The organism is Cupriavidus sp. SK-3 (genome assembly GCF_000611145.1).
Taxonomy (GTDB): Bacteria; Pseudomonadota; Gammaproteobacteria; order Burkholderiales; family Burkholderiaceae; genus Cupriavidus.
The window spans coordinates 1-23,929 of sequence record NZ_JFJV02000251.1; the positions used below are offsets into that span (position 1 = coordinate 1).

A 23,929-nucleotide genomic window follows, 5' to 3' on the forward strand; every position below is an offset into this window, starting at 1 on the left:
GCCATGAATGGCGAGGTTTCTCGGAGCAAATTTGATGAAGCACTAGGGCAAATGCGGAAAGGTGCAACAGTTGCTTGATAGTGCCGGATTCCTGGCTCCGACCGCTTCGATTGGCGCACTGACGGAATCCGCCAGGCCTGGCCGCGCCCGGGTGTTGCCAACGGCAGCACGCCTACGCGGAGTCGCTGCGCCAGGGTGCCCACCGCGCCCGGTGAAGATTATTACAAAGTGGATATTTTTTGCATTGTTGGCATTATTGGCACTTTCTGCAAAGTAAAAATATCACAGTACGTGCCGGAAATTCGGCGCTGACGAGTCAGCGGTGACCAACAGCCACGCGTCGCGCCGCCATGGCCAGGGCCGTAATACAACGCATACCGCCCGTCCGGCGCAACCGCCAAGGGAATATTAGATCACGCGCCTCGGGGCCAATGTCAACAATTGTCACACGCGGTGAAAACAAGGCATTTGCGGCGCTTCGCTGTGTAGAATTTTTTCAAACAGAAGAACATGTTCACCTCGGCAAGACCACACCGGACATGCGCCGGCGGCATGCCGCATTCGGGAATGTCGCAACCCAGCCAGGGCGCACAGACGGGCTCCACGCAACACGCGCGAACCCACCTTCGAAGGCAAGCTCCGGCGCATCGACCGCGCGCCGAACTCGATGGGAATTCTCATGCAGTCAGATGAGGGCACTGCCGTGATGGCATTGCTTGTCCTGTTCACCGCCACGCAATGCATCCTCGCGGCCCTGATGATGGCCCTGCGCCAGAGCGCGGCCGGCCGCGCCTGGGGTGCGGGACAGGTGTTCGCCTGCGCCGCGGGCCTGCTGGTCATCGATGCCCGGGGCGGGCTGGCCTGGTTCCTGCTGCTGGCGCCGCTCTTTGGCGTGGCCGCCCAGCTGCTGATCCATCGCGGCGTGTTGCTGGCCGATGGCCACCAATCGGCGGACTCCCGCCCGCTCACTGCCGGTGCGCTCGCCATCGTCGCCGTGCTCGCTGCCGCCGCGCTGGGCAACGGCAGCCGCCTGGCCGAAATCACTGGCTACGCGGTGGCTGCCGTCACCGCCTGCTTCACGCTCGCTTACCTGTTGCAACGGCCGCAAGCACTGACCCGCCCCCGCCCCCCCCCGGGGNNGGTGCTGACGGCGTGCGGCCTGCAATGGCTGGCGCAGTGCTGCGGCCTGTATGCGGTACTCAAGGCGGGCGCCCCGGCGTCCAGCCTGGATGCCGGGGTCCTGTTCCAGCTGCGCCTGCTGCCTGCCTTCGTGGCAATCCTCGCCGGCCTGGCTGGCTTTACGCTGATGACCATGGAGGGAATGCTGGCCGAACAGGAAAAGCAGGCGCGCCTCGATCCGTTGACCGGGCTGTTGAACCGCGGCGCCATGGATGACGCCGCCCGGGTGCTGTCCGCCGAATTCACGCGCCACGGCCATCCGCTGAGCTGCCTGGTAATCGACATCGATCGCTTCAAGCGCATCAATGACAACAGCGGACACCGGGCGGGCGACCGCATCCTGCAACAGATCGGCAAGGTCCTGAAGGAAACGCACCGCGCCACGGACCTGGCGGGCCGTTATGGCGGGGAAGAATTCTGCGTGCTTTGCCCGCATACCACCGAAGCCGATGCCATCCTGCTGGCCAACCGCATCCTGCGAGGCATCCGCGCCATCGCCTTGCCGCACGAGCTTGGCGGATTCGCCAGTGCCAGCATCGGCGTGGCGCAGATCCGCGACGGCCAGGGCGGCGGGACGGCCACCTGGGACAAGCTCTTTGGCGGCGCCGACCGCGCGCTGTATGAGGCCAAGCGGCGCGGCCGCAGCCGCGTCGTCCTCGCCTCGGAACTGGAATCGCTGCCCGCGCGCGACCTCTGCCTGCCTGCGCACACCGAAGCCTGCCACTGAGCGCCGGGCAGCCGCGCGCCCGCCAGCGCTTGCCCGTGCCGATATGACGGGAAATTCGCATGGCCATCCACTGCCCGGCTAGAATCCCCCAGCGCATGCTAGTCCGGACGCACTCGCGAGTCCGGTTAGAAAACATCCCTGGAGATTCCGAATGAAGGTCGACAACATCCTGCAGACCATTGGCAATACGCCGCATATCCGCGTCCAGCGGCTCTTTGGCGATACGCATCAGGTCTGGATCAAGTCCGAGCGCTCCAACCCCGGAGGCTCCATCAAGGACCGGATCGCCCTGTCGATGGTCGAGGCAGCCGAGCAGTCCGGCCTGCTCAAGCCCGGCGGCACCATCATCGAGCCCACCTCGGGCAATACCGGGATCGGCCTGGCCATGGTGGCCGCGGTCAAAGGCTACAAGCTGGTGCTGGTGATGCCCGACAGCATGTCGGTGGAACGCCGCCGCCTGATGCTGGCCTATGGCGCCACCTTCGACCTGACCCCGCGCGAAAAAGGCATGAAGGGCGCGATCGCCCGTGCCGAGGAACTGGTGGCAGCCACGCCCGGCGCATGGATGCCGCAGCAATTCGAGAATCCCGCCAATATCGAAGCACATGTCCGGGCCACGGCGCTGGAGATCCTGGCGGACTTCCCGCAGGGCATCGACGCCCTGATTACCGGCGTGGGCACGGGCGGCCATATCACCGGCTGCGCCCGCGTACTGAAACAGAAGTGGCCCGCGCTGAAGGTATTCGCGGTCGAGCCTGTGGCCTCGCCGGTCATCTCCGGCGGCGCGCCCGCACCGCACCCGATCCAGGGCATCGGCGCCGGCTTCATTCCCAGGAACCTGGATACCGAACTGCTGGACGGCGTCATCCAGGTCGACGCCGAGCCGGCACGCGAGATGGCGCGCCGCGCCGCACGCGAAGAGGGCATGCTGGTGGGTATCTCGTCCGGCGCCACCCTTGCCGGCATTGCCCAGAAACTGCCCGACCTGCCGGCCGGTGCCACCGTGCTGGGCTTCAATTACGACACCGGCGAGCGCTATCTCACTGTGGAAGGCTTCCTGCCAGCATAAGGCCGCGTGCCGCCGCGGGATTCTCTTCAGGCAGCGCGGCCCGCGGTGAACCATACTGGAGATTGACAGGTGCCGGCGCAAGAGCGCGCCGGCTGCCGATTTTGCCGATCTGGCGCACCACCGGTCCCGCTGCCCCGCACGGCGGGGCCAAGTAAAGCGTTGACACAAGGAGTTGAGATGAGCATCCCAAGTTATGAAGTCGCACGACTGGCATCCCTGGCGGTGCGTCTTGCGCTATCGTCCGGCCTGTCGCATGAAGAGATGCAGGCTGCGCTCAGCCTCGCGGCCACCATGATCGAGCAGGACGAAGGCGCCACGCCCGAAAGCACGGCAGCGACAACGGTGCCGCACGTCAAAGTGACACGCACGATCCATTGAAGCCATCTGGCCGGGGCCCTTGCCCTGCCCCGCCACGCACCCACCGGCATGCAACCCCTGAGCCGCCTGGCCTCAGTTCAGCAGCCCCGCCCAATACAGTTCCGCCGCGGCCAGCACGGTCCGCATCTGCGTCGTATGCGCCAGTCGGAAGGCGTCGCCATAGATGGTCTGGTCCGGGAACTCGGTGACCAGGGTGAAGGGCACGGTTGAACGATGATCCTCGACGATCATGCAGGGAATCCCGTTAAGCACCGGGAATGGCACCTCGCCGGCGTGGCTGCCCCAGATGGCGAGTTGCCGGGCGTTGAATCCGGCCAGTTCCGGCGAGGCCGCGAGTTGCGCAGTCAGCGCCTGCATGAATGCCGTGCCATCGCGCCCCGCGTGATGGCGCAGGATCAGGAAGAAACCCTTGGGAATGGTCCAGGTCTCGAAGCCCGGCGGCACATAGCCGGTAAGCGGGCGCGTCCATTCGTGGGCGGGATAGCCATGCAGGCTCATGTGCAGCCCCGCGCCGGTACGCTCGATCGCCTCCAGCCGCGCCGCCTTCTCCCCGAACGGCGGCGCCGTGCGTGCCTCGAGGTCGTCGCCCAATGCCGTGTAGCGCGCGGCATGCGACATATGGCGGGGGTTGTCCTCGCGCAAATGCACATGCAAGGCCGCGCCGTCGGGATTTTCCAGTGCGATCAGGGCGAAGTGTGCATGCGGGTGTTGCTTCAGCGCGTGTGCCGCGCGCAGCGCACCCACCACGCCAGAGGTTTCGTTGGCATGCTGGCCACCGGAAATCACCAGCCCCGGCAGCGAGCCTTCGATGTGGGTGGCGTGGACCACGCGCCCCTGCGTGGACAGGGCGCTGAAGCGCTTGCCGCCGAGCGCTTGCATCTCGACGGCGGCTTCGTCCGGTGTCAGCGGCCGGGAGAGCCCGGCGAGCGCGTCGGCGGAAAGCGCCGTCCCGGCAGCGTCGGCGGCCACTGCGCGCGGATGCGGCAGCAATTCCACGCGCACCCGTGTAGCGCCATCGGCGCCATCCGTGCCGCGCACATCGGGCACGATCTGGCCGGGTTGCAAGGTACGATCGCCGCGCGGCAAGCCGGCGCGATCCTGGAAGAACTCCAGGATGGAGAAATACAGGTCTTCGTGCAGGGCTTCGCGCGTACTGATGCACTCGTCCTGACAGGACAGCCGGCGCTCGATGCCGCCTGTGCCGATGCCAATGCGCAGGACTTCGAAATAGGGCGCCTGCACCCCCCAGCCATGGCTGCGGATCGCATTCATGGCGGCGGCGAATGCCAGTTCGAACTCGGTGGCCAGCGGCCCGTCCTCCAGGCAGGTGTCACCCTGCCACACACGCAGCCACCCGCACGGCGCGCCCGACGCCGCTAGCGGCACGAATACGCGATGGGCAACGCCGCCATCGAGCTGGACGGCATAGTGCCCCGGGTCGTCGCCCTCGTCCAGGCGCAGCCTGCCCCCAGGCAGCATGCCGGCGAGCGGATAGGCTTCCAGCCGGAAACGCTGTGCCGTTGCCGTCGTGGCGGCAGGCAGGCGCACGGCGATGTCGCGCACGCCTGCAAGTGGGCCGCGATCGAGTTCCAGGCCCAGTTCATCCAGGAAGAAATGCAGCAGCGGCTTGTAGGCGCTGCGGATGACCGCCGCCACACCCGCTGCGGCCAGGCGATGCTCTGCGGCGCGGCGCGCGGCGGCATCCTCGAACACCCAGGCTTCCACGCGCGTGCCGGGCAGGGAGGCAAGGCGCTCAGTCAGGCCATCCAGAGTGCGTGAAATGGAGGTATCGAGCAGGATCGTCATGGCTGATCTCGGCGCCGCGCGCGGCGGACTGGGTATCGGATCCGGCATTATAGGCAGGCTGCCGATCCTGCGTGCGGCCGCGCCCAGGTCCGTTGGCTGCCGCGCCGGGCAACACCTTCCGCAGCCTAGGCCGGGCCAGTTCCAGCAGCAGGTCGAGGCGAGCCAGGCGATCGTCTTCACCGCCTTCATCACCCTCTCCGCCCTCTCCGCCAGCCTTCGGTCCGCCCCTGAACAGCGTGCAGGCCTCGGCAAGTACGCGCTGCTGCAGCGCGCTGTCCAGCAGGATCAGTCGCGGCCTGGCGCGAGAGCAGGCGACAGACACGTCGACGGCGAGGCAGTGCCCGTGCCGGGCCTGCAGCGGATCCAGCCACATCATCTCGTTGCGCTCCAGCCCGAATGCATGCGCCAGCCGTACCCGCATGCCCATGAGCCGCAGGGGGCCGCTCAGGGACATGCACATGACGTAGCGCGCCGCCTGGTCCCACTGGCGCTGCGAGGCGGGGCGTGCGGGCTCGATCAGGCGGCGCAGCATGTCATCGGCCTGGGTCACGCCATTGCGTGCGCTCAGCCATAGCCAGGCACTGGCTTCCAGCCGGCTGGCCAGGTCGACGCCGCGCCTGCGCCACAAGCGCCGGCCTAACTGGTATTGGGCCTCGGCATGGCCAAGCGCCGCGGCCTTGCCAAGCGCCTCGTCTGCAAGCCCCACGCTGTAACGCGTGAAGTGGCGGTTGCGGTAGAGGCAGGCCAGCGCATAGCTTGCTTCGGCATGTCCCTGCGCCGCGGCACGCGACAACCAGCGCTGGGCCTCGGTATGGCTGGCCTTGCCAATGCGCTCACCGGCGTCGAGCGTGCGGGCCTGGCGATCCATCTGGCCATGCCAGAGCCCCAGCCGGAACTGGGCGTCGGCCGAACCGGTACGCGCCGCGCGTTCGAGCAGCTGGCGCCCGAACCGGATCACGTCGGGATGCCTGTCGGCATGGTCAAGCAGCGCCTCGGCCTGCGCCAGCAAACCAGGCGGGTCGGCCGCTTCGGTGCCGCCAGCGGCTGGCCCGGCTCCGCCGGCCGGTGGGACCGCCGCGAGCCGCGCCAGCCGCGCCAGTTCGTCCGCATGCGTTGGCTGGGCAGGCTGCGCTCGCAGCCATGCCAACAGCCTGAAAGCCGCCTCGGCATGCCCCTCGTCGGCAAGTTCGCGCAACCATGCCAGCGCCAGCGCGCGATCGGATTGCGGCCGGGCGTCCGGAGCCAGCGCCCATTGCGCGTAGCGCCAGCGTGCCACGCTCGAACCGGCCCGGCCGCCCTCCGCGTAGCAGGCCAGCACCAGATCGGCCTGCAATGAGCGGCGCGCCACGTCCAGCGCGATGTCTTCCCAGATCATCCGCCGCACGCAGGCCGCTCCGCCCTGCTCCGCACGCGCCAGCCAGAACAAAGCGCTCTGCTGGTTCGCGGCGGCACCGTCATGCCCGTAGAGATAGGCCTTGCCAAGCCCGATCTGCGCGGCGACATCGCCACATCGGGCCCGCTGCATGGCGGCGAGGAAAGAGCGAGACGCCATGGCGCGGCAAACCTCCTGCAAGGTTGAGTTGGGTTGGATCGAGCCAGGTAACAGGCCAGGGAGAAAGAGACCACCGCTCGGCGCGTTGCTGTTCTCGCGGAATGGCATGGCGAATGGATGGATGTGGCTCCGGCTGATGTTATGGCAATCGCCTATTCACAACATCTTTATATTCAAACTAAAAAAATCCAATAAATTGAAAAAACAAATTTACAACCGAATTAAATTATGATTATTTTTTATTAAAAATCATTTACATCAACATAAATTCAAAGCAAGTCTTTGATTTAAAAGAAGAAATAATTAGTCAAAAACAAGTTTCCTAATTACAACACCACCCGAACACCCGCTTCTTATCCCCGCGCATCGCCTCACATAATTCCTGTCGAACGGTGGACGTTCCCCGATTAACTCATCAAGGAAAACCCATGAAAATCAAGCTGTTCGCAGTAGCCGCAGCCACCCTCTTCGCCGCCAGCGCCCAGGCGCAATCGAGCGTGACGCTGTATGGCGTGGCAGACGTCGGCATCGAGTACCTTTCCAATGCCAACGGCGCCACCAAGGCAAATAACACCAATAGCCGCGTGGCCATGCAGTCGGGCAATATGTCCGGCTCGCGCTGGGGCCTGCGCGGCGTGGAAGACCTGGGCGGCGGGTTGAAGGCGCTGTTCCAGCTGGAAAGCGGCTTCTCCGTCGACGACGGCACCGGCAGCAAGGATGGTTTGTTCAACCGGGCTGCAACGGTTGGCCTGCAAGGCGAGTTCGGCACGCTGACCCTGGGCCGCCAGAGTACGCCGATGTATGACTTCGGCCTGCGCTATGACCCGATGTCCATCTCGGCGCGCTACTCGGTTACCTCGCTCGACGCCGGCTTCATGAGCCGCGCCAACAACTCGGTGAAGTACGTGGGCAATTTCAACGGCCTCACCGCCGCCGCCATGTACAGCTTTGCCTACGATGGCAAGGAAACCGCCGGCCAGGGCGGCAAGAACCGCGAGTACGGCGCCAGCCTGGCCTACGCCAGCGGCCCGTTCGATGTGGGTGTCATGTATGAGCAGCGCAATACCGGGGAAATCAACGCGCGCAGCGCCTCGATCGCCGGTGGATATGCCTTCGGCCCGGCCAAGGCCTTCCTCGGCTATCGCTATGCGCGCGGCGGCAACTGGATGGTGCAAAACAGCATGGGCGAAACCACCACCACCACGGCCAAGGTAAGCTCCAACCTGATGTGGGCCGGCATGGCTTACAACGTGACGCCGGCCCTGAAGCTCACCGGCGCCGCCTACTATGAAGACGCACGCCGCGTCTCGGCCGATCCGTGGCTGTTCGTCGTGTCGAGCGACTATGCACTGTCCAAGCGCACGGATATCTACCTGAACCTGGCCTACGCCCGCAACCGTGGTGAATCCGAACTGGGCCTGAACGGTAACAATGGCCCGCTGACCGGCGTTGCCGCCGCCACCAATACGACGGCCGACGCCAACCCCGGCAACAGGAACCAGTTCGGCGCCGTGGCCGGCATTCGCCACATCTTCTGATGGTGGCCGTCCCGCAGTAAGCCTGAAAGAGTGCTGATGGCCGGCCGGCACCCGTTGCGCGGGTCGGCCATGAAACAGGAGCGCGCATGCCGGCAAGGCATGCGCGCTCCTGTTTCGTGATGCCCTCGCACATCAACGCTTCCGCCAATCGCCCAGATCAGCTGGCTTGCGGCAAGCGCGGCGTGGCGTCGCCGGGCCGTGCCAGCTTCCTGGCAACCCGGTGCTTGAAGGTAGCCACGGTCTTTGGCGAAATCCCCAGCCGCGTCGCTATTTCCAGGTTGTCATACCCATCAGACAGCAACTGGTGCACGCGCGACTCGCGCGGTGTGAGCCGCGTGGCATTGGCCGTGGTTTCACCATCGTTGCCCGCGTTGCAGATGGCTTCGGGAAAGACGGCATAACCCTGCTGCACCATGTCGAGTGCCGCCGCCAGCAGGTGAAAGGGATGCGACTTGCTCACGTAGGCGCTCGCGCCAGCCCAGCGCGCCAGTTGCGCATCGCGTTCGGGATCGCCGCCCGACAGCACCACGATCCGGGTCGGCGGCTCTATCGCGCAGACGCGGCGCACCACTTCCAGCCCGTCCAGGCCCGGCAGGTTGATATCGACCACAGCCAGCGCCGGGCGCAATTGCCGTAGCACGCGCAGCCCCTCCACCCCGTCCGCCGCGACGGCCACCAGCGCGTAGCGGCCGTGCCTGTGCAAGTTGGCGCGGATCGACTCGAGGATAAACGGATGGTCGTCCACAGCCACCACGGATAACCGCTCTTCCACTTCGACTTGGTCCATATCAATCCCTGTTAGCTAGCGTGCGATTTTGGCTAAGACTCTGCCTAACAGGCTCTAGGAATTTTCTGCTATGAGGCGTGAATTATCTCAATGCATCGACGAAACCAAGCGAACTCTCAAGGTAACCGGGATGAGCCATGGCGAGGCTGGTGCACTTTTGTCCCGTGCACATTTCCTTACAACCCGGACACACACCCGCGTCACAGGGGCGCTAAGCTGCCCCCTTGTGCAAGTCGTGTCTTGCCTAGCCAAGGAAAGTAAGCATGAGCCGCTCCCGTCCGAAGTTACTGCCACTGCCCGCCACGCTGTCATGCGCCACCAGCATCACGTCACGCATATCGAACGTGGCGCCCGCGCGGCAGTCCCGGTGAAGTGGTCGACCATCGCGCTGGTGGTGCTTGGCTGGCTTGGCGCCTGCACCGGCATCGGATGGTTGCTGATGGCGTGGTCCGGCCTGGCCGGGCAGTGAGTTTCCGCAGCCCGGAAACATGCCTCGCGCCACCGGCCCATCCCCCCTCCGGTCCCAAGGGCCATCATCAACGCGCCATTTGGTAACGGCGTATTTCAGCCGCACCACGGAATCCCGCTGCGCCCCAATCCAAACCGCCCCATTCCCAAGGCAAGGAGAGACCATGTACGATCGCGCCGCCCTGCCGCGACAGATCCACCGCGCCATCACCGCCGGCGTCACGCAAGACGCGCCCGCGCCGCGCGCCAAACCCGCGTGCCACGCCGGCGCCAAGCGGGCAACCGCCGATCTCCTGATGTCCGATATCGGTCCGCTGAAACTGTGCCGGCATTGCGGCGAGCACTGGCCCGCCGACGGCGAGTTCTTCGCGCGCGATGCGCGGCGCCAGGATGGCCTTGAACACGTCTGCAAGGCTTGCCGCAAAGAGCAGCGACTGGTTCGCTGACGGCCCCCGGCCTGAAGCGTGCAGCAAGCGCCACCATCGACGCTCGCATGTATGGAATGTGAAGGCTATCGCGCCATGACGACGTGCCTAGCGTACTCCCCCGCGCAGGAACCGATCTCACAATCCCGGCTTATTTCAGGCAAACAACCTAGGGTTATCCCTCGTTTCCGCAGGACATTCCACCTGGCGTGGCGACAAACCTGGATGTTCGTTTTGTCCTGTTGATGGTTCGTTCCGTCTATTCCCTCCCGTGCCCGGCGCCGCTATTGTTGCGTTCAACAACAATCTGCTTACCGCACCAGGAGACACGCGATGCGTACACAAGTCGCCATCATCGGCGCCGGCCCCTCGGGCCTGCTGCTGGGGCAATTGCTCGCCAAGGCCGGCATCGATGCGGTCATCATCGAACAGCGCAGCCCCGACTACATCCTCGGCCGTATCCGCGCCGGCATCCTTGAAAGCGTGACCGCCGATGCGCTCGAACGCGCCGGCGTGGCGCAGCGCCTGCATCACGACGGCCTGGTTCACCACGGCATCGAACTGTCTTACGGCGGCGCGCGCCACCGCATCGACTTCCAGGCACTGATCGGCCGTTCCGTGACCGTCTACGGACAGACCGAGGTCACCCGCGACCTAATGGCCGCGCGCGAAGCCGGCAACGCCGTCACCATCTATGACGCCGAAGACGTGAGCGTGCACGATTTCGATACGGCCACGCCCATCGTGCGCTATCGCAAGGACGGCCAACTGCAGGAACTGCGCTGCGATTTCATTGCAGGCTGCGACGGCTTTCATGGCGTCACGCGGCGCAGCGTGCCGGCGCCGTCCAAGCGCATCTTCGAGCGGGTCTATCCCTTCGGCTGGCTCGGCGTGCTCACCGATACGCCGCCGGTAGCGGATGAACTGATCTATGCCAGCCACGAGCGCGGCTTCGCGCTATGCAGCATGCGCTCGCTCACGCGCAGCCGCTATTACGTCCAGGTGGCCGCTGACGAACGGGTCGAGGACTGGTCCGACCAACGTTTCTGGGACGAACTGCGCAGCCGGCTGGACGCGCCCGCCGCCGAAGCGCTGGCGACCGGCGCGAGCATCGAGAAGAGCATCGCGCCGCTGCGCAGTTTCGTGTGCGAACCGATGCGCTTCGGCAACCTGTTCCTGGCTGGCGACGCCGCGCATATCGTGCCGCCCACCGGCGCCAAGGGCCTGAACCTGGCCGCCAGCGATGTGCTTTACCTGGCCGACGGCCTGATCGCACGCTACCTGCACGGCGATGCCAGCGAGCTTGACGCTTACTCGCAGAAATGCCTGCGCCGGGTATGGAAGGCGGAGCGTTTCTCATGGTGGATGACATCGCTGTTGCACCGCTTCCCCGATGCCGACGACTTCGCGCTGCGCATCCAGCAAGCCGAACTGGACTACCTGACCGGCTCGCACGCCGCGCAGGTGTCACTGGCCGAGAACTACGTCGGCCTGCCTTACTGAAGCCTCGCGCCAGGCCTTCAGTAATACCGAGAATCCGCCGCCAACGAGCGGCCTAGCAGGAGACCCGCATCATGACGCCCCCGAACAGCGGCCAGCCGGCCGCCACCCACGACCCTGCGCGCCTGCCGGGCGCCAGCATCGACGTCCAGCAGTTCATCGACAACCAGCCGTTCTCGCGCTTCCAGTGGATCATCCTGATCCTGTGCTTCCTGATTGTCGCCGCCGACGGCTTTGATACCGCGGCGATCGGCTTCATCGCGCCGGTGCTGGCCAAGGAATGGGGCGTCAGCCGCGCCCATCTCGGGCCGGTGATGAGCGCCGCCCTCTTCGGCCTGGCCGCGGGCGCCCTGGTGGCCGGGCCGCTGGCCGACCGCCTTGGCCGCAAGAGCGTGCTGGTGGGCTCGGTGCTGTGCTTCGGCGGCTGGAGCGTGGTCTCGGCCTTCTCGACTTCGCTCGAAGCGCTCACGGCGCTACGCTTCCTGACCGGCCTCGGCCTCGGCGCGGCCATGCCCAACGCGGTCACGCTGATGTCGGAGTACGCGCCCACGCGACGCCGCTCACTGGCGGTCAACGCCATGTTCTGCGGCTTCACGCTGGGCTCATCGGCCGGGGGCTTTGCCGCGGCCTGGCTGATTCCCCACTACGGCTGGCATTCCGTGCTGCTGGTTGGCGGCATCGCGCCGCTGGCGCTGGCCGTGCTGCTGGTCTTCTGCCTGCCGGAATCGGTGCGGTTCATGGTGGCGCGCAAGGCGCCGGCCGCACGCATCGCCGCCGCGCTGTCGAGAATCCGCCCCGGTGCGCTGCGCGGCGACGAACGCTTCCATGTCCAGGAGGCCGCACCCGCGGATGCCGCGCCCTCGGCAATGTCCTCGCTGCGCGCCATCCTGATGCCGCGGTTTCTCTCCGGCACCGTGCTGCTATGGACCACGTACTTCATGGGCTTGCTGATCTTCTACCTGTTGACGAGCTGGCTGCCGACGCTGTTCGCCGACGCCGGCTACCCGATCGAGAAGGCCGCGCTCATCACCGCGCTGTTCCCGCTGGGCGGTGGCATCGGTACCCTGACGGTAGGCTGGCTGATGGATCGCGGCCATCCCTGGCGCATTGTCGCCGGCACCTATGCGCTGACGGGCGCGCTGGTCTATGCGGTAGGCCACGGTGCCGGCGATCTCTTCCTGCTGGGCGTGCTGGTGTTCGCCGCGGGTACCTGCATGAACGGCGCGCAATCTTCCATGCCCACGCTGGCCGCCGGCTTCTATCCCACGCAATGCCGGGCCACCGGCGTGGCCTGGATGCTCGGCATCGGCCGCTTTGGCGGCATCGTCGGCGCGCTGCTGGGCGCGCAGATCCTGGGCCTGGGATGGAGCTTTGGGAAGATCTTCGGCCTGCTCTCGCTGCCGGCCTTCGTCGCTACCGCCGCGCTGCTGATCGCCTCGGCGCGGCCGGGGACAGCGGCGCGCCAGGCCGTTGGCCTGCACGACGCCGCGCATTGACGACACGCGCATCGCCGGCGAGATGTGGGCACGCAGCGTGCGCAAGCACGATCAGGGCCGCATTTTTCGCCGGGGCGCGACCTGATGGATACCTGAATGCCGAGGCGGCATGGCCCGGCGCACCACCCGGTCGTGCATGCCTGCAATCCACCGATTGCCCGCATCACCGCATCGCGTCCATCCATCATCAGGATGAGCACAACGGCGCGATTGGTTCGCTGTCCCACACAGCATGTGTGTCCGCAGGCAGGAAACAGCACCGCCCGCTTTGCCTGCGGCACCGCCGCGGCCTAACATGCAAGGAAAGCCAGGCCCGGTTACAGGGCCGATGTACCAGAGAGAAATCGTGGTAAGGCGGGGACACCTTGGCGAATTACCTGGAAGAGTACTGCGCACGGATCAGGCGCGGGTCGGCGACGGCTGTCATCGACAAACCAGTGCTGGTTGATCGCGACGGCATCTACACGATGTCCTACGTGCCATTCGAACACAGTCATGCGAACGCGCGGCTGGTGTTGGTGAGCACCACACCGGGACACACGCACGTCAGGCTGGCGGCCGAACTGACCGAGAGCCTGATGCAACGGCATGCGCCCGGACGCACCATCCAGCGCGAAAACAAGCGCCAGGTGGAGCTGGGGGGGCGGCTGGTGCGGCCCAACCTGATTCGCATGCTGGATCATTTCCGCATCGCGCAGCTGATCGGCCTGCCCGGCGCGGCGGCGCTCTGGGACAAAGGCTTCGAGCAGTTGCAGCCGTTGGCATTGCTGCCGTATGCCACCACCCGGCGCGGCCTCGCCTTCGATGGCGACCTGGAGGAACTGATGGCCGTGCCGATGCTGCGCATGGTGTTCGAGGCAATCTTCCTCGGCGCGCTTGCGCATACCCATGACGAGGCACTCTTCGTCGCGCTGGGGCGCACGGCGTGGGCCGCGCTGGGCCATGCGGCCGATCGCGGCCTGCTGCAGCGGTGGCAGTTGCTGGGCATGATGCCCGTGCCCGCCCGCGCGGGCAGCATGGTGAAGTATTTTTTGCGGGAGGTCGCCGCCGGCGAACTTTCGCCGCGAGATCCCGTGCGCCACCGCACCGCCTGGCTCGACGCCGCGCATGCCGAACTGATGGCTGCAGTGCGCAGGCAAGACCGGCGAGACTCGGAGTCGGGCCTGCCGGGTATTGCGGACGCCTGCCTGGAGGCATGACGCCGCGGCGCCGCTCCTCTCCCACTGCGGGTTAATATGCCGAAGACAGCACCCCACATCGGTGGGGTTCATCTGGCACATTTGGCCGCCGATAGCCTTCAGTGAGGGAATTGCCTCCCTCACCATTCCCGATCGGCGGCCCCTTGTGGCCGCCTCTTTTTTTTGCGCGCACCCTCAAACCCGCAGATGCCAGGCCCGCAGGTAGTGCAGCAGGTCCAGGCCATGCGTCCCGTGGAACCACACATGGCGCGACAGAGCCAGCGCGCCGATCCACGAGGCGGCCACCACCATCAGGTCGCAGCGGCCACTCTTCCACCAGTTCAGCGAGTGCCGTCCCAGGATCCACGGCACGCCAAGCGGATTCGGCCAGTCGGCCAGCAAGTGCATCAGGCCGCCGCAGGCAAAGCCAAACGCCGGCGCAGCCAGCCAGTGCAAGCCCAGCGAGCGATGCGCCACCGCCAGCAAGGCCAGCCAGGCGATGCCCCAATGCGTCCAGGTGCGATGAGTAATCCACAAGCGGCGGGATTTTGACCACCAGGCCACCTCCAGCCAGTCGGGCGCACCGCCGCCGGCCACGCCCGCCAGGAAGGCAAGCGCTGCGGCGAAATGGAAGGTGCCGCCGGCGCCTGTCTTGGTCACCACCGCGGCGGCAATCAGGCCGGCCGCCCATCCGGTGGCATGGTGTGCTTTGCTGGAAGCCATTGTCGTGCGCTCTGCGGTCGTCGTGAAATCGAGGGCCGCAATGGTGGCAGATCGGGCTGCAAAAGGACAGCGTTGAAGGGCCGCATCGTCATGGCCGTGGGCCGGCCTTGCGTGCAACCGCGACGCACACTAAGTTGGAAGCAGCCTGCGGCTACCCTGCCGCTGTACCCTGGGAACGGTCATGAGACGGCACATTGCCCGGCAAGCCCGCGTCATCCTGCCGGCGATCACGCTGCTGGCGGTAGCCCTGTGGCTGGCGCCGGCAGTCCACAGCCAGCCGGCGGAAACCGGCCCCCTCACCGTTGGCGGTTCGCTGGTGGTGGAAGGTCCGCTCACCGTGCATGGCTCGCTTACCGTGGACGGCAGCATCCTTGCGCACGGCCCGCTGAGCGCGGCGTGGTTCGCCACCCTGCCGCCAACCTATGCGCCGCCGCCGGGGGCTGGCCGGCAAAAGGTCTTTCATGGCCCGCTCACCGTGCACGGGCCGCTGGTGGTGCAAGGCAACGTACAGGTCAACGGGCCCGTGAACATCGACGGGCCGCTAAGCGCGGGCGGCAGCATCGACGCAGATGGCCCCATGCGCGAGCGGCGGCGCGGCCGCTGAGGCACGCAGTAGGGCTCAGGCGGAGCGGGGCAACGCCGGCGCACGCGGGGCCATCATGGCGAGCGCCGCGCCGCCGACGATCAGCGCCGCCGCGCACGCCAGGGTCCACGTCAGCATGGCAAATCCGAACCACACCAGCAGCAGCGTAGCCACCAGGGGCGTGCCATAGGAAAGTACCCCCAGCAGGGCCAGGCGGCCATGTTTGGTGCCGTGGTCCCATGCCACGAAGGCGATGCCGGTGGGCCCCGCGCCAAGCAGCAGCACCGCCAGCCATTCGCCGGCATCCGGCATCACCGTGGTTTCCAGCGCGAAGTGGCACAAGGCACCGCACAAGGCCACCGCGCCGCACACGCTCACCATCGTGGTGCTAGGCACCTCGCCATGGCGCCGGTTGGCCACCGAGTATCCCGACCAGATCAGCGCACACGACAGCGCCGCCAGGTAACCCAGCACCACGCCGGCCTGCCCGCCCGCCGACGAGGCCGACGGCGACCCCTGGGGGGCGCCGCCGACGATCAGCAAGGTGCCCAGGAAGCCCAGCACCGCGGCGGCGACCTGCCGCCTGCCCAGGCTGCCGCCGGGGGCCAGCGCGGAGAACAGCACCATCAGCAGCGGCCAGAGATAGGCGAGCAGGCCGGCCTCGGCTGGCGGGATCACCGCGAAGGCGTAAAAGTACAGCGCGTGATAGAGAAAGATGGCGCCGAAGGCGAGCAGCCATGCCCGGCCCCGGCTGCCCGGTTGCCGGCCGGCTGGCGCGGCACGCGTCGGCAGCACCAGCCATGGCAGGCCCATCAGGAACGCCACGCCGAAGCTCAGTGCCAGCAACTCGAATGGCGGCAGGCGGCGGGCCTGGGCAGTCAGCAGCGGCAGCGTTGCCCACAGCAACAGGGCGAAGGCGCCGATCGCAGTCGGGCTGATCATGCGCCCGCCCGGGGCGGGGCTGGCAGGCTGGGAGCGGGTCGGCATCGCAGTGGCATCCTGGTTCGGCGCGGGGACATGCCCCGCATGCCCTGCATCCTGGCAGTGGCTTTGCCGCCAGTCTTGGCAAAAACGGCTGTTCCGGCGCGGCGCGGCCTATCCCCCTTCCCATATTCGCCAAAGGGCGTTACAATCGCGCCCCTCGCGACACGAAATTCACATGACGTAGCGAGCAAGTCTAAGTCCCCTTCGTCTAGAGGCCTAGGACATCACCCTTTCACGGTGAGTACAGGGGTTCGAATCCCCTAGGGGACGCCAGTTTAGAGAGCACGCCATACAGGCGGTCTCTTACAAGCGCGTCGGAAATCGTTCAGAGCGGTTTCCACAGCCACTGCGGAGTGGTAGTTCAGTTGGTTAGAATACCGGCCTGTCACGCCGGGGGTCGCGGGTTCGAGTCCCGTCCACTCCGCCAGCATTGCCTGCATACCGCGCGAAGATTGCGCCGCCAGGAAAAAATATAGCCCGCCATCAAGGTGGGCTATTTTTTTGCCTGTAGGCCTGTAGTCATCCCGGCAGCCTCCCGGCATGCTAGCGCTACATCCTCGATGTTCATCGCCACGTCGGCCGCGCGTCGGCCGCGACCGCGCTCGGCGTGATCCCCATGCTCCAGGTTCGCCCAGGTGTCGGTCCCCGCCTCGAAAGCAGCGCGGCCATGGCAGCGACGGAATATGCGCCACCTTCAGCCCGCCGCGGCGCGCGGCAGGCGGACCGCGAAGCACGAGCCCTGCCCTTCCTTGCTGGTCACCACGACCTTGCCACCGTGCAGGTCGACCGCCAGCTTGACCAGGTACAGGCCAACGCCCGCGCCTGCCGTGCCGGCGACGTTGCCGCCGCGCACAAAACGCTCGAAGATCTGGTCGCGGTCCTTGTCGGGAATGCCCATGCCGCGATCGGACACGGAGACGCTGATCGCCTCCGTGTCCGCGGATAGCCGCACTGCAACCGGGACGCCCGCCGGCGAGTACTTGATCGCGTTGCCGATCAGGTTGCTGATTGCCTGGAACAGCAGCTTGGCGTCGCCGTGGAAAATCTCGCCCACGCCGGGTTCGATGGTTTCCTCGATCACGGCGGCGGGAGAGCTCTCCCGGTGCATCTCGCACACCTCGTGCACCAGCATTGCCAACGAAAAATCAACGCCCTGCAGCGTGGCAAGGCGCCCGCCATCGAGCAACTGCGAGGAGTCGAGCAAGTGGTCGATGAGATTGGCCATGCGTCGCACGGCCACGCGGATGCGCCCGCAGCGCTCGGCGAGAACGTCGGCGGAGGGCGCATCCTTCATGCGCATGAGCCGCTGCGCGTGGCCATCGATCACGTTAAGCGGCGTGCGGAACTCATGCGAAGCCATGGAGACGAAATTGCGCTGCAGCACCGCCAGGCGCCGCTCGTTCTCCAGCGTGTCCCGCAGCATCGTGGTCTGCGCGGCCAGCGCCGCCTTGCTGCGCTCCAGCTCGATCGTATTGTCCCGGAAGCGCACCACCGCGCGGGCAATCTCGCCAATCTCGTCCTTGCGCCCGGCACCGGGGATATCGACGTGCGGATCGTTGTCGGTGATGCGGTGCATGCGCTCGACAAGCGCCGCGATGGGATTGGATACCGCCCGCACCAGATAGGCCACGGCCGCGATCACCAGGAAGCCCGACACCAGGATGGCGCCGGCGATCAGCCGGCGGGCCTCGTGATAGGCATCGGCTTCACGCGCGGTGGCCTGCGCGGCGCCGACGACATTGCGCTCCGTCAGCACGCCCAGCGTGCCGTTGGCCTGCTCGAAAGCGCGGCGCGACTCGCCGCGGTAGAGCGCCACGGCTTGCGTCGTGTCCTTCTGGTGGGCCAGCGACACCACGCGGTCGACCAGTTGACGGTAAGCGGACCACTGCGCCATGAACTGCTGGTAGAGCGCCAGCTCCGCCGGCTCATGCTCGATCTTGCCGTAGCGGGTCTCGACCTCCTTGATCACATCGTCCAGCTTGCCGATCTGCTCTTCGGCCGCGCGCAGGTCGGCGCGCGAAGTCGCGATCAGCGCATCGCCTTCGAAGGCGCGGTAGTCGGAAATATAATTATTGAGGTCGCCCAGGATGCGGTTGCTCTGCAGCCAGCGGCCGCTGATCTGCGCGGACACGCTATGAAAGTTGCTCAGCCGGTTGATGCCGAACAGCCCCACGCCCACCACCAGGAGCAGGAACAGCACGAAGACGAGCGAAAGCCGCACGCGGATCGGCCTGAGCATCGGCACCGAATCAGGCAGCCCGACCAGGCGCCGCCCCAAACCGCGGCGCACCCGCCGGCTGGCGGGCGCCGGGCGGATTGAGGGGTTCNCCGGCTGGCGGGCGCCGGGCGAATTGAGTGATTCATAAGATTTTTATCCTGAATTTCGCTACGCTGTGCGCGGGGCGTGCCGCGCGTCCCGACGGCCTGCCGGAAGTCCCTCCCCGCCGGCGCTACCAAGGACCACCATGAACGAAGCCCGCCGGAAGATCCTCTGCATCGAGGACGACGCCGAAACGGCCGCGCTGATTGCCGAAGAACTGATCGAACGGGGCTTTGCCGTCAGCACCGCGCACGACGGCCAGCAAGGCCTTGCCGCCATCCTGCGGGACACGCCGGATCTCGTCCTTTGCGACGTGAGTATGCCAGTGATGACGGGCTTCGAACTGCTCGAAAAGATCACTTCGGTGGCGCCGCGCTTCGCCGACATGCCCTTTGTGTTCCTCACGGCGCTGGCCCAGCGCGAAGCCGAACTCAAGGGCCGCAGGCTCGGGGCCGACGACTATGTGACCAAGCCGGTCGATTTCGACATCCTGACGAGCATCGTCGAAGCCCGCCTTGCCAGGGTAGCGCGCACGCGGCCGGGCTTGCCGGCCGTGCAGCTCAGCGACCGGGAGGTGGAGACACTCGTGTGGTCCGCGCGCGGCAAGACCTCGGGAGAGATCGCCACCATCCTCGGCCTGTCCAAACGCACGGTGGACTTCCATATCGACAATGCGCGCCAGAAGCTGGGCGTCGCCACCCGCATCGAAGCTGTCGTCAAGGCCGCGTCCGCCGGCATCATCAAGCCGTAGCGCGCCCGCGCCGGCTGCGCTACGGCCTGCCGGGCGGACGCCGCCCGAGCCGCTTCCCCCCCGTCGCTCCATGCTTGATGCCGGCAGCCGCACCGCGGGCCGCTGGAGTCCGCGTCAACGCGATCCGCGAGGACTTCGTCAGGCAAGCCATTAGTTGCCCTGACACACGTGGAAACGCCACAACGTGCAGACGACGTCGCGCAAGCTCAAAGCTGGAGCGTTGCGGATATCCGATCGATGACTCGGCTCTGCGCGCCCTTTCGCCATACCAGACTAGCCATATCACCCGCTTTGGTGACCATAAGCCCATAAGCCGGACTTGCACGGCCCATCTCACCAAAGGCCTCAAAAACCACATTCTCCTTGCATATCAAAAGGTTACGTTAATTTTTACGAGACCTTCACGAGGCCTGCCGCCCCTCTACTGTGATCAATCACAGTAGAGGGGCGGCAGGCATTCCACCTAGAATCGGCGCTATTCCATCGCTCCCCGACCGGGGGCCACGGGATTAAGAGCCCTGGGACGCCACGACGCCCCCAACAATGCACCACCGCTGCACGACCCGATGCCGCGAGGTGCGGGCATCCTTGAATCAGCTGGTAGCGCCCACTGCGCTGCCGCGCATCGGAGCAGGCGGCGCACCAGTCCCGGCCCCCTTCCGGGACCGGTCCAGCTCGCGTCTACGCTATGAGCAGATCGCAACAGCAACAGCCAACACCGCCCGAGCGGGATATCCCGCCAGCGGGCCGGGCCGGCCGCGTGCCCCCCCAGCGGCCCCTGCGCCCCTTTGCGGACGAGTTGCGGCGGGCGACCACGTTGATCCATGTCCGTGCGAGCGGCGCCCCAGACACCGGTGATGCCGGGCTGGCCGCATACCTGCTGTTCGCATGGCGCACGTTGCATAGCGCGAGCCACGTGCCGCCGCATTGCCCGCGTTGCGGCGCGCACAAGACGGTCTACGACGGCACCGATGAGGGCAGCGTGCCCTTCTTCCATTGTGGAGGCTGCCGCCAGCGCTTCACCCGGCTGACGGGCACGCCCATGGCGCGGCTCAGGCTGGAGGACAAAGCGGAGACGTTCTTTCAACTGGCCTCGCAACAGGTGTCGGTCGCCGAAGCGGCGCGCCGGCTGGCGATCAAAAGCGAGACCGTCAGGCATTGGTCGGTACAGACGCGCCTGTGGCTACTGGAACTGGATCCGCAAGGCGAGTGGGAGCATCGCGTGCAACTCGGCGTGCGTTACGCGGTCATGCCGGCAATTGCCCGTGGCGAACCCGCGCCCGCAACGCGCGAATGCAGGTGCTCCGTCGCATCTGACGATAGCGAGGCGCTAGCCGAAATGGAGAACGCTCCTTTGTTGATACGGGTATGCGCCCTCTGCGAGCAGGCCGCGCATTAGCATGGAGTAATCCACCCCAAGGAAAACCAGAATCTTTACTCTCGCGAATATCAATCCAGCTTGCCTTGTGATGCAAAATATTTAATTAATTTATATTTTATTATCATCACATAAAAACACGGACAACCATTGCTATCGCACGCTGAGCACGCAGCGCTTCGCGTAAGGTTCCGTCACGCAATCCTCCTGTATCTCACCGTTTTCGGCATGGTTTCGCGCGCCCTTGCGCGCTACCACGGCCTTTGCATGGGACATCGCCCCAAGAAATTTCAATAGCCATTCCTCAAACAAATTTGGAATCGGACTAGCAAATTTCAAGAAAATGATACGGGTAATTACCTAAATTTCCGAAAGCTATTTGCAATGTTTTGGAAGGGCGATTGAAAGATTTCCCCGTCATAACTACAGCAAGTAGCGATGGGAGTGTTCATGATTAAAAAACCAACTAACAGAAAAGTTGGAGCAGCCGTCATTCTGGTCTTGGCGGCTCGGGTCGCCTGCGGTGTCGAACTGAGCGGAGATACCGACCCGGTACCGCTGGTACCGCCGGCAAAGAAGGCTCCTGGTGCCGGCAACGCGCCAGCCAGCGGGTGGGACCAGCCAGCTTCAACGCCGCGCGCGACCGGCGCCGCCACGACGCCGCCGGCACCGCTGCGTGCCGAAGAAAAAACCAAGGGCCTGGTCGGGCCGGGCTTCTCCCTGTGGGAGCTCTCGGAAGAGCTGCGCGCGAGCAACCCGCAACTGATCCAGGCGCGCTCGCTCTATATGGCGGCCAAGGCCACGGTGCCGCAGATCGCCGCACCCAACAATCCGCAGGTGGGCTTCATCTGGGGCGCCCTGCCCAAGAACAGCCCGCTGGCACTGGCGCAAGCCCAGAACTTCAGCTACACGCTCACGCAGTCCTTCCCGTTTCCGGGCAAGAAGTCGCTGGCGGCCGATATCGCCAACACGCAGGCGGAGTCCATCGACGCGCAGCGCGACGCACTGTACCTGCAGCTCTACGCGCAGCTGAGCACGACTTACTTCCAGGCGCTGGCGCAGAAAGCGCAGCTCGATGTGCTGCGCCTCAACCTCAAGCGGCTGGAGCAGGTCAAGCAGGTGGCGCGCATCCGCTACGCCAACAATGCGGCGGGCTATGTCGACTACCTGAACGCCCAGGTGGCGCAAAGCAGCGCGCAGAACGATACCTTTGGCCTGGAGCGCCAGTATGACAACGCGCTCAAGACCATCAACACGCTGATCGGCAAGAATGCCGAGTTCCCGCTCGAATTGCGCCCGGATGCCAGCGCGGTACACCTGCCGCCCACGCCTTTGCCCGAACTGGAGGACATGGCGTTGCGCGAGCATCCCAATATCCGGGCATCGCGTTTCCAGGTGGAGGCGGCCGAGAAGGGTGTGCGCCTGGCCCGCAAGGCCTACCTGCCGGATTTCCAGATCATCGCCACCTTCAACGGCAACAACCCGCCACTGGGCTTCCAGCCGGCCAGCTACGGCATCGAGTTCGACGTGATCATTCCGCTGTTCTTCTTCACCAAGGAGAAGTATGGCGTGAACGAGGCAGTGGCCAACAAGGTAGCGTCCGACGCCAACGAGCAATCTGTGCGCCAGCAGACGCTGCTGGCCGTGGATACCGCGCACAACAACCTGCGCCAGTCGGTGAACCAGGCCGAGTTCCTGCGCCAGCGCCAACTGCCGGAAGCCATGACGGCCTACAAGATGGCCTTCACCAATTACGCCAACAACAATGCCGCCTTCACCGACCTGCTCACCGCCAGCTCCGCGCTCAAGAATGCGGAACTCGCTGTGACACAGGCCGAGTCCGAAGCCCGCCAGGCTTACTACACGCTCGCCGCCGCGGTGGGCCGGGACAAATTCTGATGGCCGCGAGGCCTTGAACCTATGAACAAGAATCTATTGATCGGCGCCGGCTTCGTGGTGGTCCTCGCCGGTGGTATCTGGGGTGGAAAGTACTGGGCCCAAGTGCAGCAGGCCGAACAGCCTGGCAAGGCTGTCGAGTCGATGCCCGCTGCGGCGCCCTACGCCAAGGCGGAGGCAGCGAAGCCGCGCCCCGTGCCATCGATGCTGAAGCTGCCCGAGGGCGGCTTCGACCCGAAGGCGGTCAAGTCCGCCGCGTTCAGCGTGCAAACCGTGACGGTCGATACGCCCACGCCCGGCAAGCTCGCCTATAACGTGCAGCAGGCCAAGCTGGCATCGGCACGCGTGGCCGGCCGCGTCGAGCGCATCCTGGTATTCGAAGGGGCCGTGGTCCGTGCCGGCCAGCCGCTCGCCGAACTGTACTCGCCCGAGTACATCTCGGCGCAGAACGAATTCCTGCTCTCGCATAACGCCTTTCACACGCTCAACAACAGCGACCTGAAGGAACTGGTGGATGACGCCAAGCTGACGATGCAGTCGGCCGAGAACAAGCTGCGCGTGCTGGGCGCGACCACCGAGGACATTGCCCGCATCCGCGAGCGCGGCGTCGCCTCCGATACGCTGACCATCCGCGCGCCGATCAGCGGCACCATAGTCAAGCGCGACATGGACCCGGGCTCCTATCTCAATGTCGGTGATTCTCTGATGAGCATCATCGACACGCGCTCGATCTGGTTCACCGGCAATCTCTACGAGGACGATATCAAGAAGGTACACCTGGGCCAGATCATCGAGATTGAAACCCCGGCCTATCCCGGGCGGCACTACCGCGGGCGTGTCAGCTTTATCGCGCCCAATGTCGACGCCGACACCCATACGCTGCAGGTGCGCTGCGATGTGCCCAACCCGGACGGCACGCTCAAGCCCGAGATGTATGCCACTGCGCGCATCGTTACCGGCAGTGCGCAAGCGCTGGTGGTGCCGCAATCGGCCATCGTCAAGGACCAGGGCAAGCTCTACCTGATGCTCCAGCCTGACGACAGGCATATCGAGCGCGTGGCCGTGCAGGGCACACCGCGCAGCGACGGCACCTTCCAGGTCACCGGCGGCGTGCCGGCGGGCGCGTCCGTGCGCGTGGTGACGCAGGGCGGCATGCTGCTCAACGAAATGCTGCTCAAGCAGGAGGCCTGA

At 65.7% G+C, this 23,929-nt stretch carries 20 protein-coding genes, 2 tRNA genes and 1 pseudogene; 17 read left to right on the forward strand and 6 right to left on the reverse strand.

Annotated features, from left to right (window positions below; all coding sequences use genetic code 11):
- Positions 1-679: 679 nt before the first annotated feature.
- The 4 genes and pseudogenes from CF70_RS38315 to CF70_RS26265 all read left to right on the forward strand — a co-directional run.
- A pseudogene (locus CF70_RS38315) lies at positions 680-1,138 on the forward strand (GGDEF domain-containing protein); the annotation flags it as partial.
- 183 nt (positions 1,139-1,321) lie between these two features.
- Positions 1,322-1,906: a GGDEF domain-containing protein gene (locus tag CF70_RS38320; protein WP_255350702.1), complete on the forward strand. Its 585-nt coding sequence runs from the start codon at positions 1,322-1,324 to the stop codon at positions 1,904-1,906.
- 151 nt (positions 1,907-2,057) lie between these two features.
- Positions 2,058-2,975 (forward strand): cysteine synthase A, encoded by a 918-nt coding sequence (gene cysK / locus CF70_RS26260; RefSeq protein ID WP_035871788.1) that lies wholly within the window; start codon positions 2,058-2,060, stop codon positions 2,973-2,975.
- Positions 2,976-3,152: 177 nt separating this feature from the next.
- Entirely contained in the window at positions 3,153-3,353 is a 201-nt protein-coding gene (locus CF70_RS26265; protein ID WP_035871790.1) for a hypothetical protein, read from the forward strand.
- Positions 3,354-3,425: 72 nt separating this feature from the next.
- On the opposite strand, the gene CF70_RS26270 is transcribed toward CF70_RS26265, so the two are convergent.
- Positions 3,426-5,159, reverse strand: coding sequence for a hypothetical protein (locus tag CF70_RS26270; RefSeq protein WP_035871793.1), 1,734 nt, complete (start codon positions 5,157-5,159; stop codon positions 3,426-3,428).
- Positions 5,107-6,711, reverse strand: a complete 1,605-nt coding sequence (locus CF70_RS26275) for a sel1 repeat family protein (protein WP_035871796.1) — start codon at positions 6,709-6,711, stop codon at positions 5,107-5,109. The genes CF70_RS26270 and CF70_RS26275 overlap by 53 nt, the downstream gene beginning before the upstream one ends.
- A gap of 428 nt (positions 6,712-7,139) precedes the next feature.
- Here CF70_RS26275 and CF70_RS26280 point away from each other — a divergent pair, with 428 nt between their 5' ends.
- On the forward strand, positions 7,140-8,249 hold the full coding sequence (locus tag CF70_RS26280; RefSeq protein ID WP_035871801.1) for a porin: 1,110 nt from the start codon (positions 7,140-7,142) through the stop codon (positions 8,247-8,249).
- Positions 8,250-8,406: 157 nt separating this feature from the next.
- Here the strand turns inward: CF70_RS26280 and CF70_RS26285 are convergent, their stop codons facing one another.
- Positions 8,407-9,036, reverse strand: coding sequence for a response regulator (locus CF70_RS26285; RefSeq protein WP_051649036.1), 630 nt, complete (start codon positions 9,034-9,036; stop codon positions 8,407-8,409).
- Positions 9,037-9,346: 310 nt separating this feature from the next.
- Here CF70_RS26285 and CF70_RS36765 point away from each other — a divergent pair, with 310 nt between their 5' ends.
- The 5 genes from CF70_RS36765 to CF70_RS26305 all read left to right on the forward strand — a co-directional run bounded on the left by CF70_RS36765 (position 9,347) and on the right by CF70_RS26305 (position 14,124).
- The gene (locus CF70_RS36765) at positions 9,347-9,505 is read left to right on the forward strand and encodes a hypothetical protein (protein ID WP_160172300.1); all 159 of its coding nucleotides are present in this window, start codon (positions 9,347-9,349) and stop codon (positions 9,503-9,505) included.
- Positions 9,506-9,668: 163 nt separating this feature from the next.
- Complete coding sequence (locus CF70_RS26290; RefSeq protein WP_035871805.1) at positions 9,669-9,950, forward strand: hypothetical protein; 282 nt, start codon at positions 9,669-9,671, stop codon at positions 9,948-9,950.
- Positions 9,951-10,262: 312 nt separating this feature from the next.
- Positions 10,263-11,432 carry a 4-hydroxybenzoate 3-monooxygenase gene (pobA, locus tag CF70_RS26295; protein ID WP_035871809.1) on the forward strand — a complete coding sequence of 390 codons (1,170 nt, stop codon included), beginning with the start codon at positions 10,263-10,265 and terminating at the stop codon, positions 11,430-11,432.
- Positions 11,433-11,503: 71 nt separating this feature from the next.
- Positions 11,504-12,925: an MFS transporter gene (locus tag CF70_RS26300; protein ID WP_051649038.1), complete on the forward strand. Its 1,422-nt coding sequence runs from the start codon at positions 11,504-11,506 to the stop codon at positions 12,923-12,925.
- Between the two features lie 365 nt (positions 12,926-13,290).
- A complete protein-coding gene (locus CF70_RS26305) occupies positions 13,291-14,124 on the forward strand; it encodes a hypothetical protein (protein WP_035871811.1) in 834 nt (277 codons plus the stop codon).
- A gap of 174 nt (positions 14,125-14,298) precedes the next feature.
- On the opposite strand, the gene CF70_RS26310 is transcribed toward CF70_RS26305, so the two are convergent.
- Positions 14,299-14,826, reverse strand: a complete 528-nt coding sequence (locus tag CF70_RS26310) for a metal-dependent hydrolase (RefSeq protein WP_035871813.1) — start codon at positions 14,824-14,826, stop codon at positions 14,299-14,301.
- A 181-nt stretch (positions 14,827-15,007) separates the two neighbouring features.
- Here CF70_RS26310 and CF70_RS26315 point away from each other — a divergent pair, with 181 nt between their 5' ends.
- Entirely contained in the window at positions 15,008-15,430 is a 423-nt protein-coding gene (locus tag CF70_RS26315) for a hypothetical protein (RefSeq protein ID WP_035871815.1), read from the forward strand.
- A gap of 15 nt (positions 15,431-15,445) precedes the next feature.
- Here the strand turns inward: CF70_RS26315 and CF70_RS26320 are convergent, their stop codons facing one another.
- Positions 15,446-16,396, reverse strand: coding sequence for a DMT family transporter (locus CF70_RS26320; RefSeq protein ID WP_051649040.1), 951 nt, complete (start codon positions 16,394-16,396; stop codon positions 15,446-15,448).
- Positions 16,397-16,590: 194 nt separating this feature from the next.
- Here CF70_RS26320 and CF70_RS26325 point away from each other — a divergent pair.
- Positions 16,591-16,666, forward strand: a tRNA-Glu gene (locus tag CF70_RS26325).
- Between the two features lie 77 nt (positions 16,667-16,743).
- Positions 16,744-16,820, forward strand: a tRNA-Asp gene (locus CF70_RS26330).
- 267 nt (positions 16,821-17,087) lie between these two features.
- On the opposite strand, the gene CF70_RS26335 is transcribed toward CF70_RS26330, so the two are convergent.
- Positions 17,088-18,632 carry a sensor histidine kinase gene (locus tag CF70_RS26335; protein ID WP_081862372.1) on the reverse strand — a complete coding sequence of 515 codons (1,545 nt, stop codon included), beginning with the start codon at positions 18,630-18,632 and terminating at the stop codon, positions 17,088-17,090.
- Positions 18,633-18,858: 226 nt separating this feature from the next.
- Between CF70_RS26335 and CF70_RS26340 the strand changes: the two genes are divergently transcribed.
- The 4 genes from CF70_RS26340 (at position 18,859) to CF70_RS26355 (ending at position 23,929) form a co-directional block, all read left to right on the forward strand.
- Complete coding sequence (locus CF70_RS26340; protein ID WP_035871826.1) at positions 18,859-19,464, forward strand: response regulator transcription factor; 606 nt, start codon at positions 18,859-18,861, stop codon at positions 19,462-19,464.
- 688 nt (positions 19,465-20,152) lie between these two features.
- Entirely contained in the window at positions 20,153-20,863 is a 711-nt protein-coding gene (locus CF70_RS26345) for a DUF746 domain-containing protein (RefSeq protein WP_035871831.1), read from the forward strand.
- 480 nt (positions 20,864-21,343) lie between these two features.
- Entirely contained in the window at positions 21,344-22,741 is a 1,398-nt protein-coding gene (locus tag CF70_RS26350) for a TolC family protein (protein ID WP_235185220.1), read from the forward strand.
- A gap of 21 nt (positions 22,742-22,762) precedes the next feature.
- Entirely contained in the window at positions 22,763-23,929 is a 1,167-nt protein-coding gene (locus CF70_RS26355) for an efflux RND transporter periplasmic adaptor subunit (protein WP_035871835.1), read from the forward strand.

Coding starts and splice junctions, on each gene's coding strand:
- CF70_RS26290 (WP_035871805.1), top strand. CDS start 9,669: ATGTACGATCGCGCCGCCCTGCCGCGACAGATCCACCGCGCCATCACC.
- CF70_RS26340 (WP_035871826.1), top strand. CDS start 18,859: ATGAACGAAGCCCGCCGGAAGATCCTCTGCATCGAGGACGACGCCGAA.
- CF70_RS26300 (WP_051649038.1), top strand. CDS start 11,504: ATGACGCCCCCGAACAGCGGCCAGCCGGCCGCCACCCACGACCCTGCG.
- CF70_RS26320 (WP_051649040.1), bottom strand. CDS start 16,396: ATGCCGACCCGCTCCCAGCCTGCCAGCCCCGCCCCGGGCGGGCGCATG.
- CF70_RS38320 (WP_255350702.1), top strand. CDS start 1,322: ATGCTGGCCGAACAGGAAAAGCAGGCGCGCCTCGATCCGTTGACCGGG.
- CF70_RS36765 (WP_160172300.1), top strand. CDS start 9,347: ATGCGCCACCAGCATCACGTCACGCATATCGAACGTGGCGCCCGCGCG.
- CF70_RS26355 (WP_035871835.1), top strand. CDS start 22,763: ATGAACAAGAATCTATTGATCGGCGCCGGCTTCGTGGTGGTCCTCGCC.
- cysK (WP_035871788.1), top strand. CDS start 2,058: ATGAAGGTCGACAACATCCTGCAGACCATTGGCAATACGCCGCATATC.
- CF70_RS26310 (WP_035871813.1), bottom strand. CDS start 14,826: ATGGCTTCCAGCAAAGCACACCATGCCACCGGATGGGCGGCCGGCCTG.
- CF70_RS26285 (WP_051649036.1), bottom strand. CDS start 9,036: ATGGACCAAGTCGAAGTGGAAGAGCGGTTATCCGTGGTGGCTGTGGAC.
- CF70_RS26315 (WP_035871815.1), top strand. CDS start 15,008: ATGAGACGGCACATTGCCCGGCAAGCCCGCGTCATCCTGCCGGCGATC.
- CF70_RS26335 (WP_081862372.1), bottom strand. CDS start 18,632: ATGCTCAGGCCGATCCGCGTGCGGCTTTCGCTCGTCTTCGTGCTGTTC.
- CF70_RS26275 (WP_035871796.1), bottom strand. CDS start 6,711: ATGGCGTCTCGCTCTTTCCTCGCCGCCATGCAGCGGGCCCGATGTGGC.
- CF70_RS26280 (WP_035871801.1), top strand. CDS start 7,140: ATGAAAATCAAGCTGTTCGCAGTAGCCGCAGCCACCCTCTTCGCCGCC.
- CF70_RS26270 (WP_035871793.1), bottom strand. CDS start 5,159: ATGACGATCCTGCTCGATACCTCCATTTCACGCACTCTGGATGGCCTG.
- CF70_RS26345 (WP_035871831.1), top strand. CDS start 20,153: ATGAGCAGATCGCAACAGCAACAGCCAACACCGCCCGAGCGGGATATC.
- CF70_RS26265 (WP_035871790.1), top strand. CDS start 3,153: ATGAGCATCCCAAGTTATGAAGTCGCACGACTGGCATCCCTGGCGGTG.
- pobA (WP_035871809.1), top strand. CDS start 10,263: ATGCGTACACAAGTCGCCATCATCGGCGCCGGCCCCTCGGGCCTGCTG.